The following is a 15,196-nucleotide window of genomic DNA, read 5'->3' as shown; positions in this document are numbered from 1 at the left end:
GGATCGTACGGGATCGGTGACCGGCTTCCCGGGCGCGCACTGCGGTATCGCCGGGAGCGTACCCGGAAGCGCACCCGGGACCGCGTGGTGGCGTCCGGCGCGGTGGCGGATCAGCTCAGCGCGTCCAGGAGTGCCCGGACCGCTTCCACGCAGGCCGCGTTGTCGATCTCAGGATCCCAGGCGGTTTGCAGCGCCAAACCCTGGTAGATGGCGATGAAGACCCGGGCGAGCCCGTCGGCCGGCACGGCCGGTGGCAGGTCTCCGCGTTCCTGCGCGGCGTGGACGAGGTCGGTGATGGCCGCGCGGGGCAGGTCGACGCCCCTGCGAGCCACCGCGTGGACCTCGGGGGCGCGCAGCGCCTCCGCCCAGATCTGGACCCCGAGTTGCACGCGCTGCCGTTCGGCCGGGCCGGCGAGCGAACGCAGCAGGTCCAGGTACCCGGAGGCGACCCGGCCGAAGGCGTCGGGCGTGCGGTCGCCGGAGTCGTCCAAGTGCAGTTGCCGGGTCTGGCGTTCGTGCCACTGCTCCGAGATGGCGACGACCATGTCGTCCTTGTCGGCGAAGTAGCGGTAGATCAGGCCCGCGCTGAGACCGGATTCCCTCGCGATGTCCTGGATGGTGGTGCGGTGGAAACCCGCACGGGCGAAACAGCGGGCGGCGGCGTCGAGGATGCCGGCGCGCCGCGCGCGGAGGTGTTCCTCGCTGACCTTGGGCATCACCTCACCTCCGCCTGGGCGATCCGGTAGAAGGGGGCGGCGGGCTCGCGGCGCCCCAGGGGCTCGAGGTAGCGGGCGGCGGCGTCGCGCGCCGAGAGGTCCAGGGTGAGGCCGAGTCCCCGCGCCGCGAGGTAGTCCGGGAGCTCGTCCGGGAGGAATCCGAAGGTGAAGGGTTCGCCCGCCGCGCGCACGCGGGCCGCCCACTCCTCCACTCCTGCGAAGTCGCCCGTGCCCTCCAGGGCGCGCCGGTCCATGTAGGTGAAGACGATCCTGCTCCGGGGAGCGGTCGTGGTGGCGAGTGCGGTGAGCGTGGTGTGCACCGAGGAGGCGTCGAGGTAGTTCGTCACGCCCTCCCACACCACCACCGTGGGCTCGTTCCGCAGACCGGCCCGGCGCAGGGCCTCGCCGAGGTCCTGGTGCATCAGGTCGGCCGGCACGAAGCGGACGTCGTCGTGGAGGCGGCCGGTCCCGGTGCGGTTCCACGAGGCGGCCAGCACGCGTTTGGCCGCCTGGGTCGCCGGATGGTCGACCTCGAACACGGTGGCGGTCCGCGCCGCCTCCAGCCGGAACGCCCGGCTGTCGTATCCCGCACCCAGCAGCACCAGCTGCCGGGCGTCGCCGGTGAGGGCGTCCCGCACCAGGTCGTCGATGAGTCGCGTGCGGACCACGGCCGACGCGCGGGGACCCGCGGGCCAGGAACGGTCTATCCGGCGCTCGAGGGCGTTCGTGAGCCCCGAGTGCCGGGCGAGCGCGACGGCGAGGCGGTAGCCGGGGCCGAGGGACGACGCCGCGTAGGGATCGGTGAACAGGCGCGGTCCCCGGCGCACGGATTCCAGGGCCCGGAAGAGTGCGACGTGCTGCGCGGTACGGCTGGGCGCGTTCTGCATGGCGGTCATCATAAATGAATGGCCGTCCATTTTTTATCGCCGCCCGGCGTCCCTCCGGCCGATCGCCGCCCCGGCCCTGGCCCCACCGGCGCTCCCGGTGTGGGTGCCGTTGTCTCCCGTCGGACGTATGGTCCGTTTATGGGTGACATGCGGCGCGATCAGGCGTGGCAGGCCCGGGCAGCCGCTCCGGCGCGGTGCGGTGGGTGATCCCTGGTGCACCGCGACGACGTGCGGATCGCCACGGGCATGGGGCCCCTCGTCGGGCTCTTCGGCCGCCTGGGGCGGGACACCGACGTGTCGGTGGCCATGCTGTACGTACTGCCGCCGGGGGAGCGGGTCCTGCAGTTGCTGGCCATGTCGGGGACGTCCCGGCGGATCGCCGCCCCCTGGGTGCGGGTCGGCGTGGGCGATCAGGTACCGGTGGCCGAGGCGGTGCGCGAGCGCCACCTGGTGTGGGTGAACAGCCCGACCGAGCTGGCCCGCCGCTTCCCCCGGATCGGGCTCATGGCCCCGTACGACATCCTCCTGGCCGCCGCGCCCCTCATGACCGAGGACGCGACGTGGGGCGCGGTCTGCATGGTGTGGCCGGTCTGGCACCCGCCCCAGCTGGATCCCGGCGAACGCGAGACGATCAGCACCTTCTGCCGGCGGGCCGGCCGGCTGCTGGACGAGGCGGCCCGCCGCGGTCAGCCGCTGCTGCCCGGCCCCGAGGCCCTGGTGCTGCCGGCCGTCCGCACCCGCACCCCCGACCCGGCCGAGGCTCTGGCCGCGTACGACTTCGCGGAGCGCCTTCCGACCGGATGCGCCTCGCTGGACCTGGACGGCAGGATCACCTTTCTCAACAGCGCGGCCGCCGACCTCCTGGGAGCCGGGACCGCCGACCTGCTCGGAACCCGGCCCTGGGACCGGCTGCCGTGGCTCGACGACCCCACCTTCGAGGACCGCTACCGGGCCGCCGTGATCAGCCGCCAGCCGACCGCGTTCATCGCCTCCCGGCCACCGGACCGGCGGCTGTCCTTCCAGCTGCAGCCCGCCGCCAGCGGAATCAGTGTCCGTATCGCACCGGTCACCGAGGCGAGAGGCGGGGAACGCAGGGTGGAACCGGCGCGCGGCCAGGGCCCGATGGGTGCCTCGACCCTCTACCAACTGATGCACCTCGCGGCGACGTTGAGCGAGGCCGTCGGTGTCAAGGACGTCGTCGACCAGGTCGCGGACCAGCTCCTCCCCGCATTCGAGGCGCAGGGGCTGGCCCTGCTGACGGCCGAGGAGGGCCGCCTGCGCGTCGCCGCGCACCGCGGCTACACGGCCGAGTTCATGGCCCGGTTCAACGGTGTCCCGCTCAGTGCCCCCACTCCGCCCACCCAGGCCCTGGCCACGGCGACCCCCAAGTTCTACAGCAGTTTCAGCGACTTCCAGCGCGCCTATCCCGAGGCCCCCCGCTACGGCGACCGGGACGCCTGGGCCTTCCTCCCGCTGATCGCCTCGGGCCGGCCCGTCGGGCTCCTCGCCCTGTCCTACGACCGCCCGCGCCCCTTCCCTCTCGCGGAACGCGCCATCCTCACCTCACTGGCCGGGCTGATCGGACAAGCGCTGGACCGCGCCCACCTCTACGACGCCACGCGCCACCTCGCCCGCACCCTGCAGACCGGCCTGCTCCCCAAGGAACTTCCCCAGGTCCCCGGCCTCGAGGTCGCCGCACGTTACCTCCCCGCCGGTCACGGCCAGGACGCCGGCGGGGACTTCTACGACCTCATCCACTGCGGCCCCACCTGCGCCGCCGTGGCCATCGGCGACGTGCAGGGGCACAATGTCCAGGCCGCCGCCCTCATGGGGCAGGTCCGCACGGCCGTCCATGCCCACGCCACCGCCCACGCGTCCCCCAGCAAGGCCCTCACCCGCACCAACCGGCTCCTGATGGATCTCAATCCGGGACTGTTCACCAGCTGCCTGTACGCGCACCTCGACCTCGGCCGCCGGCGCGCGCGCCTGGCCACCGCGGGACACCCCCCGCCGCTGGTCCGCCATCCCGACGGGCGCACCGAGGTGCTGCACATGGTCCCCGGTCTCCTGCTCGGGGTCGCCCCGGGCGGTGACTACCCCATGATCCAGATCCCGCTCTCGGCGGGAACGGTGCTGGTGCTGTACACCGACGGCCTGGTCGAGGCCCCACGGCTCGACATCGGGCACAGCATCGCCGACCTCGCGTACCACCTCGTGCCGGCCGGCGACCAGAGCCTGGACGAACTCGCCGACGGCCTCGTGGACCACGCCCTGCGGACCACCCCCGGCACCGACGACATGGCGCTGCTCGTTGCCCGCGTCACCGGGTAGCGGGGGGAACCACCCGCGCCCGGTGGCTCACACGCTCCGCCCGGCGGAGCTCACGTGGCGGGCCAGGTGCGCAGGACCGCGGCGATGCCGCCCGCGGTGCACGTGGGGTCGAGGAGGAGGTCGCGCAGGGCGACGGCGTCCTGGTGCGAGGGTTTGACGGAGATCCCCGAGGCCTCCAGGTACATCACGCCGGTGGCCGCGGCGACGGCGAGGTTGGAGCGCTCCAGCCAGCGGCACCGGCCCAGGGTGTGCACCAGCGCCCCGGCCCGCGCGTACGGGCCGTCGTAGACGGGCTGCTCCATCAGCTCGGCCTGGTGCCGCGCGCAGGCCGCCACGGGGACGCCGTAGTCGTCGGGAGCCGGATCGCCGGCCCCGGCGAGTTCGGCCACTTGCAGGATCCAGGGGACATCGATGTGCAGATCCATTACGCGGCGTGCGCCCCTGTCCCGCCCTGGCCCTGCTCGGCCTCGTCGAAGGCCGCCTGGTGCTCGGCGAGGAACCGCTCCGCGGCGCCCATGGCGCGGGCCCGCAGCCCGCTGGCGTCCTCCAGGACGAGCTGGGCGAGGTAGTCGCCGATCGACAGACCGCGGTCGGCGGCCCGCTTCCGGGCGATCTCCGCGACCTCGTCGTCGACGCGTGCTCCGAGCTGTGTCTTGGCCATGCCTGGATGGTAACAGCTGTTACCAAAACTCGCGAGCCGCTACCCGTAACGGATGGCGGCGACCGGGGGCATCGTGGACACCGACGGGCGAGGGCCGGGGGAGGCAGGACGTGGTCACGTTTGCCAGGTGCGAACAGGAGGCGGGCGCGATTCTCGGGGAGTGCCTGCGGGACGCGGCGTATCGCCGGCGGTTGATGGACAGCGGCTCCGCATGGGGCTGGGACTTCCCGGCCTTCCTGCGAAGCGTGCGAGCCCTTGTCGCCATCGCCCTGTTCAGTGCCTACCGCGCGGGCGAGGACCAGACGCCCGCCGAGGCCGCCGCGAGAGGGCTGCGGCTGCTGAGGGAGGGCGATGCCGTCGGGCTGTTCGGCGTTCTCCCCGCCGAAGTGGGGGAGAACACGGGCCTGGTGCGATGGCTGCGGTTGATCTCGATCGGCCTCACGAACCGCTCGGCCCTCATGTGGTTCCGGCTGGCCGTGACCGCCCAGGGCGTGCTGAATCCCGACACGCGGACGCGCTGGGCCTGGCTGCTGATCACCGGTGCGCAGAACCGGGCCCGACCCGAACACGACGAGGGCGGGCGGCCCGCGACGGTCACCGTCACCGTGGAAGACCCTCCGCCGTGACTCGTGACTCGGGTCGCCCGGCACCGGGCAGGCAGGGGTCCCGCGCACGCCGTGCGCGGGACCCCTGGGCTCAGGTGGTCAGCAGCCGGTTGAAGAACGACCGGTACTGGCGCAGAGCCGTACGCAGGTCCTCGGTGTCCACCTGCTCCCCGCGGTCCCACTGCCCCTCCAGCTCCTGCTTGTGGTGGGCGAACGTCGCCGCGAGCTTCTGCATCACGTCGGCGACCAGGGCGTCGGCGGTGTGCACGGCGTCGCGGGGATCGTCGACGAACTCGCTCTGGATCTCCTGCCAGCGGGCGCGGAAGCTCTCCTCGTCCTGCGAGGTCAGCAACTGCGGAGACTGGTCCGCGGAGGTGTTCTGCGCGGGTGCTCCGGGCATCTCCGCCGGGGGTTCGGACGGTTTGCGGACCGATTCGGTGCCCTCGCCGGGATAGGCGGGGGCCCGGGGCGTGTCCGACCGGCCGGGGGGAGCGTCGAACTGCTCGCGTGGCTGGGCGAGTTCCTCGGTGGTCATAGCGGTCTCGCGGGAGGGTCGTGCGCGGTCGCGTTCCATTTTTCCTCCGCCTCTTGTCGTGGTGGCGGCGTCGTGGACCGGAACCCTGGTCAGGCCCGGACGTGGCGGGACTCGCCGCCGTCGGTGAGGAGGTCGTCGAACAGGGCGCGGTAGTGCACCATGGCGCCGCGCAGTTGCTCGGTCGTGGCCTGGTGCCGGGAGCTGAGGGCGTTGACCTCGTGAGCCTCCCGGTAGTGCTCCAGCGTGTGGCCGTGCTCCACCGAGAGGTCCTTGATCTGCTGGTCGAAGTCCTCGGTCGGGTAACCGCGCTCGTGCATGAGCGAGGTCACCAGGCTGTCCGCATCGTGCACGGCATCTTCCGGGCGGTCCACGAACTCCTCCTGGACACTGGTCCAGTCCCGCGCGTAGCGGTCGCGGACGCCGCTTTGCAGCGGCTTGATGTCCAGGGAGTCGTGCCGTTTCGTACGGGCGTTGAGGTCCCGTTCGGCTTCCCTGCGGCTGCCGGTGCCCTCGACGGTCCGTTCGTACTCGGGACCGAACTGCCGGCGCAAGCGGCGGCGGCGCACGATCAGCGCGGCCACCACCGCGATGATGGCCAGTACCACCACGATGGGAATGATGATCGCCAGAAGTGTGTCTGTCGACATGGGGCCGGACTCCCTTGCGACTCCGGGAACCCCCCTCGTCCGACCCCTGCCCTCAGCCTTCCGCTTGAAACACCACCTCAACGGGTGCGCGTCAGGCGGGCTGGTGCGCCTCGTGCCTCCAGAAGCCCGAGAAGGTGATGCGGTGCTTGGGCAGGCCGGCGCGGTGGAGGTGTCTGCGGCCCTTGGTGGAGAGGCCGGACTCGCCGACGACGAAGGCGTAGGCGGCGGTGTCGACGGTGGTGAGCCGGCGGAGTTCGTCCAGTGCCGCGTGACCGGGGACGGAGTGGGGGTTGTCGCGGACGACCCAGGTGACGGTCATCGCGGCGGGGGCGTCGAGGTCGCGGCGGTCGCCCTCGGAGGGGATCTCCTGGATCACCCGGCCGACGGTGTCGCGGGGGAGTGAGCGCAGGATGCCCGCGGTGGCGGGCAGCCCGGTCTCCTCGGCCACCACGATGACCTCGGAGGCGTCCGCCGGACGGTCGAACATGACGCCCTGGTCGAGCACCGCGAGTCCGTCGCCGGGGCGGGCGGCGCAGGCCCAGACCGCGGCGCGGCCTTCGAGTTCGCCGGTGGGGCCGCGGTGGACGACGAAGTCGATGTCCATCTCGGCGGCTTCGGGACGGAAACCGGCCACGGTGTAGTTCGCGCAGTGCGGCCGCTCGTCCTCGGGGAGGTCGAGGTAGGCGTGCCACCACCGGTCGCCGGTGAACTCCGGCAGCCGCAGGGCGGACTGGTGGGGCAGCTGCATGAAGAGGCGGAACCAGTGGTCGTAGCCCATCCACGGGAACTCGGCGAGATCCGCGCCCGTCACGGTCACGCGGTGCATGGAGGGGGAGACCCGTTCGGCGCGGACCACCTCGGCGCGGAACATTCGGGGGTTCTGGGGCATGAGCCGTGGGATCTTCGCCATGAAGGAAGGTTAGCCTAAGTTTAGTGAGTCGCGGGGGTGGTGTGAGGTGGTGGTTAGGTTAGGCTAACCTTCGTTCGTGAGTTCTGGTGAAGAGACGACCGCGGCCTCCGGCGTGCGCGGTCACCGACTGGCGGCGCGGGATGTGACCGTGTCGTACGGCGGAGCAGACGTCGTGCACGGCGCGGCGATCACGCTCCGGCCTGGTGAGGTGACCGCCCTCGTAGGTCCCAACGGCAGCGGCAAGTCGACGCTTCTGCGCACGGTGGCCCGCCTCCAGCGGGCCCGCAGTGCCACATTGACGATCGGCACGGCGGACGGGGGCGCCACCGACGGGCTTGCCCTGACGACCCGTGAGTTCTCCCGCCGGGTGGCCCTGCTGACCCAGGGGCGCCCCACGCCGGGCGGTCTGACCGTGCGGGATCTCGTGGAGTTCGGCCGCTACCCCCACCGGGGGCGCTGGGGCCGGCCCGACCCCGAAGGACCGGCGGCGGTCCGGCGTGCGTTGGCCATGACCGGCGTCGAGGACCTGGCGGGCCGTGCCGCCGAGCAGCTCTCCGGCGGGCAGCTCCAGCGGGTCTGGCTGGCGAGCTGCCTCGCCCAGCAGACCGGCGTGCTGCTGCTCGACGAGCCCACGACCTATCTCGATCTGCGCTACCAGGTCGAACTCCTGGACCTGATCCGGGATCTGGCCGACAGCCACGGCATCGCGGTCGGGGTCGTCCTGCACGACCTGGACCAGGCGGCGGCCGTGGCCGACCGGATCGCGCTGCTGTGCGCGGGCCGGATCGTCGCCGAGGGCCGTCCCGAGGACGTGCTGACACCGGAACGCCTCACCCACACCTACGGCATCCGGGTCGATGTCGACATCGACCCCCTGACCGGCCTGCCGCGCACCCGCGCCGTCGGCCGCCACCACGCACGACCCGAAAGGCTCAGCACCACCTCATGAGACGCCACCTGCTCGTCACGGCCGCCGCTGCCGCGGCCCTCGCCCTCGCCGGCTGCGGGACCACCGAGCCCGCCGCCACCGGAGCCGACAAGGCCGCCGAGGGCATCACCCTCACCGACGCGACCGGTGCCGAGGTCACGCTCGACAGGCCCGCCAAGAAGGTCGTCGGCACCGAATGGAACGTCGTGGAAAGCCTCGTGACGCTCGGGGTGGACCCCGTCGGCGTCGCAGACGTCAAGGGCTACACCACCTGGGACACCTCGGCCCCGCTGAGGAACACGCCCAAGGACATCGGCACCCGTGGTGAGCCCAGCATGGACACCATCGCCTCGCTGTCCCCCGATCTGATCGTCGCCACCACCGACCTTCAGGCCTCCGCCGTCGAGCAGTTGAGGAAGATCGCCCCGGTCCTGGAGGTCCGGCCCGCCGACGCCGCCGACCCGGTCGGGCGGATGAAGGAGAACCTCGACCTCATCGCCGAGGCGACCGGCACCGCGGCCCGGGCGGACCAGGCGAAGAAGGCGTTCGACACCAAGGTCGCCGAGGGCGCCAAGGTGCTGGCGGACGCCGGCCTGAAGGGCACGAGGATCGCCTTCGCCGACGGCTGGGTCGCCTCCCACCAGGTCTCCGTGCGCCCCTACACCAGCGGCTCGCTCATCGGCGGCGTCAACGAGGCACTCGGCCTGAAGAACGCCTGGACCATGAAGGGCGACAAGGACTACGGTCTGGCCGCCACCGACGTCGAGGGCCTGACCGGCCTCGGCGACGTCCGGTTCGCGTACATCGGCAGTGACAGCGAGCCCAGCGACGTGTTCGCCGACGACCTCGCCGAGAACGCCGTGTGGAAGTCCCTGCCGTTCGTGAAGAAGGGCAACGTGCACCGACTGCCCGACGGCGTCTGGATGTTCGGCGGCCCGCGGGCGATGGAGTCGTACATCGACGCCGTCGTCGGCGCCCTGACCGAGTAACGCCGTGGCCGTCACCGCAACGTCCCCCGCCATCCGTCCGCACACGGTCACCTCCAGGACGGGCGCAGCCGCGGTGACGGCCGTGCTCGTGCTCCTGGTCGCGATCCTCGCGGTCGTCGACATCACCCAGGGCACGGCATCCGTCGGACCGGCCGAGGTGGCGAAGGCGCTCCTCGGGCGGTCCGACCCCGCCGACGCCTCCGTCGTGATCGCCTCCCGTCTGCCCCGGGCGGCCGCGGGCCTCCTGGTCGGGGCCGCACTGGGCGTGGCCGGGGCCGCCCTTCAGGCCGTGAGCCGCAACGTGCTCGCCGCGCCCGACACACTCGCCGTGAACGCCGGCTCCTGGTTCGCCCTCGGCCTCCTCACGGTCACCGGCGTGTCGCTCCCCCTGCTCGCCTCCTCCGGCGTGGCCTTCCTCGGGGGCCTCGCCGCCGCGGCCGCCGTCCTGGCACTGGGCGGGCCGGGCGCGGGGACCGTGCGGCTGGTCCTGGCCGGCAGCGCGCTGACCCTCGGTCTGTCCTCCCTCACCGAGGGGCTGATCCTGCTCTTCCCCCAGCGGACCAACGGCCTCTACCAGTGGAGCCAGGGCAGTATCAGCCAGAACGGCTTCGACGGCGTCGTGCAGATGGCACCCGTGGCCGTCGCCGGTCTCGCCGGGCTGCTGCTGACGGCCCGCCGGGTGGATGCCCTGGCGCTCGGCGACGACGCGGCCCGCGGCCTCGGTGTTCCCGTCCGGGGCACCCGGATCACGGTGGTCGTGCTCGCCTCGCTGCTTTCGGCCGCGGCGGTGACGCTCGCCGGGCCGATCGGTTTCGTCGGCCTGTGCGCGCCCGCCCTCGTACGGCCCCTCACCCGGATGTCGCGGCCGTTGGCCAGAAGCCGGGTGAGGATGCCGGTCACGGGCCTGGCCGGTGCCGGCCTGGTGCTCGGCGCGGACGTCCTGCTGCGCGCGGTGGTGAAGGCCCAACTCGCCGTCGCCGTGCCCACCGGGGTCGTCACCGGCCTCGTCGGTGCGGTGTTCCTCGTCGTGATGGCACTGCGGGTGAGGGAGACCGCCGGGGTGAGCGAGCCGGAGCGGCCGCGCGTCCCGGGCCGGACGGCGTTCGTGGTGACGGTGGCCGTCCTCGTCGCCGCCCTCGTGGCGGTGACCGTCGCCGGCGTTCTGCTGGGCGACTCCGAACTGCTGCTCGGCGACGTGGCCAACTGGGCGCAGGGCAGGGCCGGCCAGACCGTCTCCTTCGTCCTGGACACACGCCTGCCGCGGGTGCTGGCGGCGCTCCTGGCGGGGGCGGCGCTGGCCCTGTCCGGGACACTGGTGCAGGCCGTCACCCGCAACCCGCTGGCGGATCCGGGCATCCTCGGGGTCTCGGGCGGCGCCGCGCTGGGCGCCGTCCTGTTCGTGACGACGGTGTCCGCGGCGGGGGCGTGGAGCGTGGCGGGCGCCGCCTTCGCGGGCGCCGCGGCGACCGCCCTCGTCGTCTTCGGGCTCGCGGCGCGGGGCGGCTTCCGGCACACCCGCCTGGTGCTCGTCGGCGTCGGCGTCTCCGCGGCGACAACGGCCCTCATCAGCCTGCTCATTGTCCTGACCGACCCCTTCAACGCGACGAAGGCCCTGACCTGGCTGTCCGGTTCGACCTACGGGCGGACCGTGCCCGACACGCTGCCCGTCACGGCCGCCCTCGCCCTGGGCCTCGTGGTGGCCGTGGTGCGGCGCGCCGAGCTGGACCTGCTGTCCGTCGACGAGGACACCCCTCGCCTGCTCGGTCTGCGACCGGCGCGGGCCCGGCTCGTGTTCCTCGTGACGAGCGTGCTGCTGACCGCCACCGCCGTGGCCGCCGCGGGCACGATCGGCTTCGTCGGGCTCGTCGCCCCGCACGCGGCCCGGGCCCTCGTGGGCCGCCGGCACGTGCGGGTCGTGCCGGTCGCGGTCCTCATCGGTGCCGTGCTCGTCTGTACCGCCGACGTCCTCGGACGTACGGTCATCGCACCGGCGCAGCTCGGCGCCGGCCTGATGACGGCCGTCATCGGCACGCCGTACTTCCTGTGGCTGCTGCTGCGCACCCGGCGGTAGGACCAGGCGTCAGGACCGGGCGGCGGGCGGGTCACCGCCCGCCGCCCGCCGGTCATCCCGTGGGCGCCAGGACGGTCGTGCGTCCTCCCAGCGCGGCGGAGAAGCGGTCGGTGACCTGGACCAGGGCCTCGGCGGCCGCCGGTGCCACGGTCAGCGTGCCGTCGTCGGCCACGGCGATGTCCTTGTCCAGCGTGAACCAGCCCGGCACGATGTGCGCCGCGCCCATGGAACTCAGCACCGGACGCAGCGCGTAGTCGATGGCCAGGACATGGGCCGTGGTGCCGCCCGTGGCCAGGGGCAGCACGGTCTTGTCGGTCAGCGCGTACTGCGGGAGCAGGTCGAGCAGCGACTTGAGGAGCCCCGAATAGGCGGCCTTGTAGACGGGCGTGCCGATCACCACGCCGTCGGCCTGCTGGAACAGCGCCGCGGCCCCGGTGATGGCGGGGTGCCCGAAGTCGGCGCCGAGCAGTGCCTCGGCCGGCAGGGTGCGCACCTCCAGGGAGACCACGTCGTGGCCCTGGAGCCGCAGCCGGTCGTCCAGATGGCGGAGCAGTCGTGCGGTGCGGGAGGTGGCGGAGGGGCTTCCGGAGACGGACAGGATGACGGCCATGCGGACCTTCCGGGTTCGGGGTACGGACGTACCGGGGGCTGGGTACTTCGCCGGCGGATGGGGGAAGCCGGGCTCTACGGTGTCCGCGGGGCGGGAGGAGTCGCGCCGGCGGCGTTCACCAGGCGCTCGCCTCCACCGTGACCACGGGGGTCAGGCCGTCGCGGAGCGCCTCCAGGAACGTGACGACCTCGGCCGCGACCGACCGGTGCTGGAGGTCGTTGAGGACGTCGTGGTGGGCGCCGCGCACCACCGCCAGACGGGCCCGCGGCAGGGACTTGGCGGCCCGTCCGAGTGTGCCGCGGTCCGCGAGCGGATCGGCGTCGCCGACGAGGAGCAGCGCCGGGACGGCGGCTTCGTTCTCGTGGGCGGCGGTGAGCAGGGCGTCCGGAATCGGATCGCCGAGTGAGCCCCGGCGCACCCGCGGATCCCGCGTGAGCGTGCCCCGGTGCGTGGGGCAGGAGGTGCGGACGTCCAGCTCGTCCTCCCACGTGCCGGGGGCCGTGGCGGCCCGGCCCGGCAACCCTGCCAGGACGACGGCGTCGGGCTGCCGGACGCCCGCCTGGCCGGCGCGGCCGAGGAACGCGGCGATCGCGAGGGCGCCCGAGTCGGCTCCCACCAGGACGAGCGGACGGATGACGCCGTCCTCGGCGGCGGCGCTCTCGACGGCTTCGGTGAGGAGCCCGCCGAAGGCGGCTCCTGGGCCCGCCGGGTCGTCGGCGCTCACGTCCGGCGCGTCGATCACCCGGACGCGATAGGCGTCGGCGGCCAGACGCCTGCCGAACCGGGTGTAGGTCGCCCGTGTCTCCCCGCGGCCGGGCACCACGATGATCGTGCCGCGTGTGCGCAGGCCCTCCGGGGCGTGATGGTCGGTGTACTCGGTCATGTCAGACTCCCGCGGGCTCTGGCTCGGTCCGGGGTGCGCCGGCGCGCTGCCACCCCAGGGCGGGCGCGACCTGCGTCGCGATGAGTTCGAGGGCGCGCAGCGCCGCGTCGTGGTCCGGGACGGCGGGATTGAACTGGGTGATCAGATCGGTCGCGACCGGCAGCACCCGCTCCTGCCGCAGCGCGGCGACGATCTCCTCGGGAGCGCCGTGGAACGCGTGGAAGCGGCGCAAGGCCTCGTCCACGTCCAGGCCCTTGGGGAAGGCGCCGCTGTCCGCCATGCGCGACGCCGCCCGGTGGACGTCGTCGCCGATCTGCCGGAGCGCGGTGCGCTTGTCCTTCGCCGGGAACACGAACCGGGAGAGGCCGATGCGCGGGCGGCGCGGCCGGTCCCAGGCGGCGAGGAAGGCGTCCGCCCACGGGCGCTGCACGGTGTCGGTCGGGGCGTCGAACCCGTACGCGGCCCGGTTCAGCAGCAGGTTCGAGCCGGCGGCCGCGGCGTACGCGGCTCCCTGCGCGCTGAAGACGCCCTGCCACAGGCGGTCGGTGAAATCGCCGGCGGCCGGCTGCACCCGGAAGCCGGGTGCCCGTACCTCCTCGTCGGCCAGGGCCCGGCGCAGGAGGTCGAGGTGTTCGCTGGTCAGTTCGCGCTTGCGGGCGACGTCCTTGCCGAACGCGGCATACTCCAGGGCGTTGTAGCCGCTGCCAACGCCGATCTCGACGCGGCCGCCGCTGAGCGTGTCGACGGTGGCGATGTCCTCGGCGAGGCGCACCGGGTCCTCCAGGGGGAGGACGGTGATGGCGGTACCGAGCCGGATGCGGCTGGTCCTGGCCGCGGCGTGGGCGAGGAAGGTCCACGGCGAGGACAGTCCGCCCCCGCCGGCGGGGACGTGGTGCTGGGCCACCCAGCCGACGTCGAAGCCGAGTTCGTCGGCGGCGACGAAGAGTTCCTGGGCGTTGCGGTAGGTCCGGGCCGGGTTGTCGTCGCGGCTTTGGACATGGGTGAGGAAGCCGAGCCGGAAGCGCGGTGTCGCGGAGGTCATGGGGCGGCCCTCAGGAGGTGACGAGGTCGTCGAGGAGGCCGCCCGCGAGCCGGCCTTCGGCGGAGTGGCGGTTGGCCGGGATCGGCAGGCCCAGATTGCCGCGCAGCGTGTCGGCCTCGTACTCGGAGCGGAACAGGCCCCGCTTCTGCAGGACCGGCACGACGCCGTCGACGAAGAGGGCGAGTTCGTCGGTGGTGCGGAAGGCCAGGTTGATGCCGTCGAAGGTGTCGGCCCGGAACCACCGCTCGATGGTGTCGGCGACGGTCTCCGGTGCGCCGACGAAGGGCGAGGTGCGGAACTCGTTCGCCGAGTTCGCCACTTGACGCAAGGTGAGGTTCCCGGCCCTGGCCCGCTCGATGATCCGTGCGGCGCCGGTCCTGCCGCCCTTCTCGGCGAGGTGGGCGACGTCGGGGAACGGCGCGTCCAGGTCGTGCCCGCTGAAGTCGTAGGCGCCGAAAGCGCGGCCGAGCAGCGCGAGGTTGCGGTCGAAGTCGTTGTCCTCCTCGAAGATCTCCCGCTCGCGGCGCCGGGCGGCCTCGTCGGTGGCGGCGACGACGGGGCTTCCGTGGATGAAGATCTTGATGTGCTCGGGGTCGCGGCCGTAGGACGCGGTGCGCCGCTTGATGTCGGTGTAGTAGTCGTGGGCCTGCTCCAATGAGCCGCCGGGCGCGTAGATGCCCTCGGCCACCCGCGCGGCGAGGTCGCGGCCCTCCTCGGAGACCCCGGCCTGGAAGATCACGGGCTGGCCCTGCGGCGACCGGGAGAGGTTGAGCGGGCCGGCGACCTTGAAATGCTCGCCGACGTGGTCGAGCGCGTGCAGTTTCGACGGGTCGAGGAAGACGTTGCGGTCCACGTCGGCCGGGAACGCGTCGTCCTCGTAGGAGTCCCACAGCCCGCGGGCCACCTGGACGAACTCCAGGGCGCGACCGTACCGGGTGGCGTAGTCGAGGTGCTCGTCGAACCCGAAGTTCCGGGAGGTGCCGGTGTCGAAGCTGGTCACGACGTTCCAGCCGGCGCGGCCGCCGCTGATGTGGTCGAGGGAGGCGAAGCGGCGGGCGAGGTTGAAGGGGGAGTTGTAGGTCGAGCTCGCGGTGCCGACCAGGCCGATGTGCCGGGTGTGCGTGGCGACCGCCGACAGCAGGGTGAGCGGTTCCAGCCGGTTGAGGTAGTGGGCCGGGTAGGTGGCGTTGATGAACTGGCTGTCGACGATGAACAGCGCGTCGAAGAGCGCATGTTCCGCCGCCTTGGCCTGTGCGATGTAGTAGTTGATGTCGATGCTGGCGTTCTTGGCGACGCGCGCGTCCCTCCACAGGCCGTGCTGGCCGGGGCCGCCGACGCCGTAGGGGTGCAGTGCGAGGTGGATCCTGCGGGACATGGTGGC

General features: G+C 72.9%; 16 protein-coding genes. 5 read left to right on the top strand and 11 right to left on the bottom strand.

Features of this window, described 5'->3' with window-relative positions; genetic code table 11:
- Positions 1 to 110: 110 nt before the first annotated feature.
- Both ACIP98_RS04120 and ACIP98_RS04115 read right to left on the bottom strand, forming a co-directional pair.
- Complete coding sequence (locus ACIP98_RS04120; protein WP_401973622.1) at positions 111 to 716, bottom strand: TetR/AcrR family transcriptional regulator; 606 nt, start codon at positions 714 to 716, stop codon at positions 111 to 113.
- A complete protein-coding gene (locus tag ACIP98_RS04115) occupies positions 716 to 1,603 on the bottom strand; it encodes a class I SAM-dependent methyltransferase (protein ID WP_401973620.1) in 888 nt (295 codons plus the stop codon). Before ACIP98_RS04115 ends, ACIP98_RS04120 begins: the two co-directional genes overlap by 1 nt.
- 213 nt (positions 1,604 to 1,816) lie before the next feature.
- Between ACIP98_RS04115 and ACIP98_RS04110 the strand changes: the two genes are divergently transcribed.
- Positions 1,817 to 3,934, top strand: a complete 2,118-nt coding sequence (locus ACIP98_RS04110) for a SpoIIE family protein phosphatase (protein ID WP_401973618.1) — start codon at positions 1,817 to 1,819, stop codon at positions 3,932 to 3,934.
- Between the two features lie 50 nt (positions 3,935 to 3,984).
- On the opposite strand, the gene ACIP98_RS04105 is transcribed toward ACIP98_RS04110, so the two are convergent.
- Both ACIP98_RS04105 and ACIP98_RS04100 read right to left on the bottom strand, forming a co-directional pair.
- Positions 3,985 to 4,359, bottom strand: a complete 375-nt coding sequence (locus ACIP98_RS04105) for a fic family toxin-antitoxin system, toxin component (protein WP_319657467.1) — start codon at positions 4,357 to 4,359, stop codon at positions 3,985 to 3,987.
- Positions 4,359 to 4,595 (bottom strand): hypothetical protein, encoded by a 237-nt coding sequence (locus tag ACIP98_RS04100; protein WP_319657466.1) that lies wholly within the window; start codon positions 4,593 to 4,595, stop codon positions 4,359 to 4,361. The genes ACIP98_RS04105 and ACIP98_RS04100 overlap by 1 nt, the downstream gene beginning before the upstream one ends.
- A gap of 110 nt (positions 4,596 to 4,705) precedes the next feature.
- On the opposite strand from ACIP98_RS04100, the gene ACIP98_RS04095 reads away from it, so the two are divergent.
- The gene (locus tag ACIP98_RS04095; RefSeq protein ID WP_319657465.1) at positions 4,706 to 5,221 is read left to right on the top strand and encodes a hypothetical protein; all 516 of its coding nucleotides are present in this window, start codon (positions 4,706 to 4,708) and stop codon (positions 5,219 to 5,221) included.
- A gap of 70 nt (positions 5,222 to 5,291) precedes the next feature.
- Here ACIP98_RS04095 and ACIP98_RS04090 read toward each other — a convergent pair whose 3' ends face one another.
- The 3 genes from ACIP98_RS04090 to ACIP98_RS04080 form a co-directional block, all read right to left on the bottom strand.
- Positions 5,292 to 5,774 (bottom strand): hypothetical protein, encoded by a 483-nt coding sequence (locus ACIP98_RS04090; RefSeq protein WP_319657464.1) that lies wholly within the window; start codon positions 5,772 to 5,774, stop codon positions 5,292 to 5,294.
- Between the two features lie 50 nt (positions 5,775 to 5,824).
- On the bottom strand, positions 5,825 to 6,382 hold the full coding sequence (locus ACIP98_RS04085; protein WP_319657463.1) for a hypothetical protein: 558 nt from the start codon (positions 6,380 to 6,382) through the stop codon (positions 5,825 to 5,827).
- 91 nt (positions 6,383 to 6,473) lie between these two features.
- Positions 6,474 to 7,292, bottom strand: coding sequence for a siderophore-interacting protein (locus tag ACIP98_RS04080; RefSeq protein ID WP_401973615.1), 819 nt, complete (start codon positions 7,290 to 7,292; stop codon positions 6,474 to 6,476).
- A gap of 76 nt (positions 7,293 to 7,368) precedes the next feature.
- Between ACIP98_RS04080 and ACIP98_RS04075 the strand changes: the two genes are divergently transcribed.
- From ACIP98_RS04075 to ACIP98_RS04065, 3 genes are read left to right on the top strand one after another with little or no spacing between them, the layout of a single operon-like run.
- Positions 7,369 to 8,241 carry an ABC transporter ATP-binding protein gene (locus ACIP98_RS04075; protein ID WP_401973613.1) on the top strand — a complete coding sequence of 291 codons (873 nt, stop codon included), beginning with the start codon at positions 7,369 to 7,371 and terminating at the stop codon, positions 8,239 to 8,241.
- The gene (locus ACIP98_RS04070) at positions 8,238 to 9,209 is read left to right on the top strand and encodes an iron-siderophore ABC transporter substrate-binding protein (RefSeq protein ID WP_319657460.1); all 972 of its coding nucleotides are present in this window, start codon (positions 8,238 to 8,240) and stop codon (positions 9,207 to 9,209) included. The genes ACIP98_RS04075 and ACIP98_RS04070 overlap by 4 nt, the downstream gene beginning before the upstream one ends.
- A 4-nt stretch (positions 9,210 to 9,213) precedes the next feature.
- Complete coding sequence (locus ACIP98_RS04065) at positions 9,214 to 11,280, top strand: iron ABC transporter permease (protein ID WP_401973611.1); 2,067 nt, start codon at positions 9,214 to 9,216, stop codon at positions 11,278 to 11,280.
- A gap of 52 nt (positions 11,281 to 11,332) precedes the next feature.
- On the opposite strand, the gene ssuE is transcribed toward ACIP98_RS04065, so the two are convergent.
- The 4 genes from ssuE to ACIP98_RS04045 form a co-directional block, all read right to left on the bottom strand.
- Positions 11,333 to 11,890, bottom strand: a complete 558-nt coding sequence (gene ssuE, locus ACIP98_RS04060; protein ID WP_319657458.1) for an NADPH-dependent FMN reductase — start codon at positions 11,888 to 11,890, stop codon at positions 11,333 to 11,335.
- A gap of 115 nt (positions 11,891 to 12,005) precedes the next feature.
- Positions 12,006 to 12,773, bottom strand: a complete 768-nt coding sequence (locus ACIP98_RS04055; RefSeq protein WP_401973609.1) for an alpha/beta hydrolase — start codon at positions 12,771 to 12,773, stop codon at positions 12,006 to 12,008.
- A gap of 1 nt (position 12,774) precedes the next feature.
- Complete coding sequence (locus tag ACIP98_RS04050) at positions 12,775 to 13,815, bottom strand: LLM class flavin-dependent oxidoreductase (protein ID WP_401973607.1); 1,041 nt, start codon at positions 13,813 to 13,815, stop codon at positions 12,775 to 12,777.
- A 10-nt stretch (positions 13,816 to 13,825) separates the two neighbouring features.
- Complete coding sequence (locus ACIP98_RS04045) at positions 13,826 to 15,190, bottom strand: NtaA/DmoA family FMN-dependent monooxygenase (protein ID WP_401973605.1); 1,365 nt, start codon at positions 15,188 to 15,190, stop codon at positions 13,826 to 13,828.
- Between the last annotated feature and the right edge of the window lie 6 nt (positions 15,191 to 15,196).

The sequence above is a fragment of the Streptomyces sp. NPDC088354 genome, assembly GCF_044753585.1.
In the GTDB taxonomy this organism is placed as follows: Bacteria; Actinomycetota; Actinomycetes; order Streptomycetales; family Streptomycetaceae; genus Actinacidiphila.
Note: the sequence above shows the minus strand (reverse complement) of the source record. Positions and strands in the feature narration are given on the sequence as shown.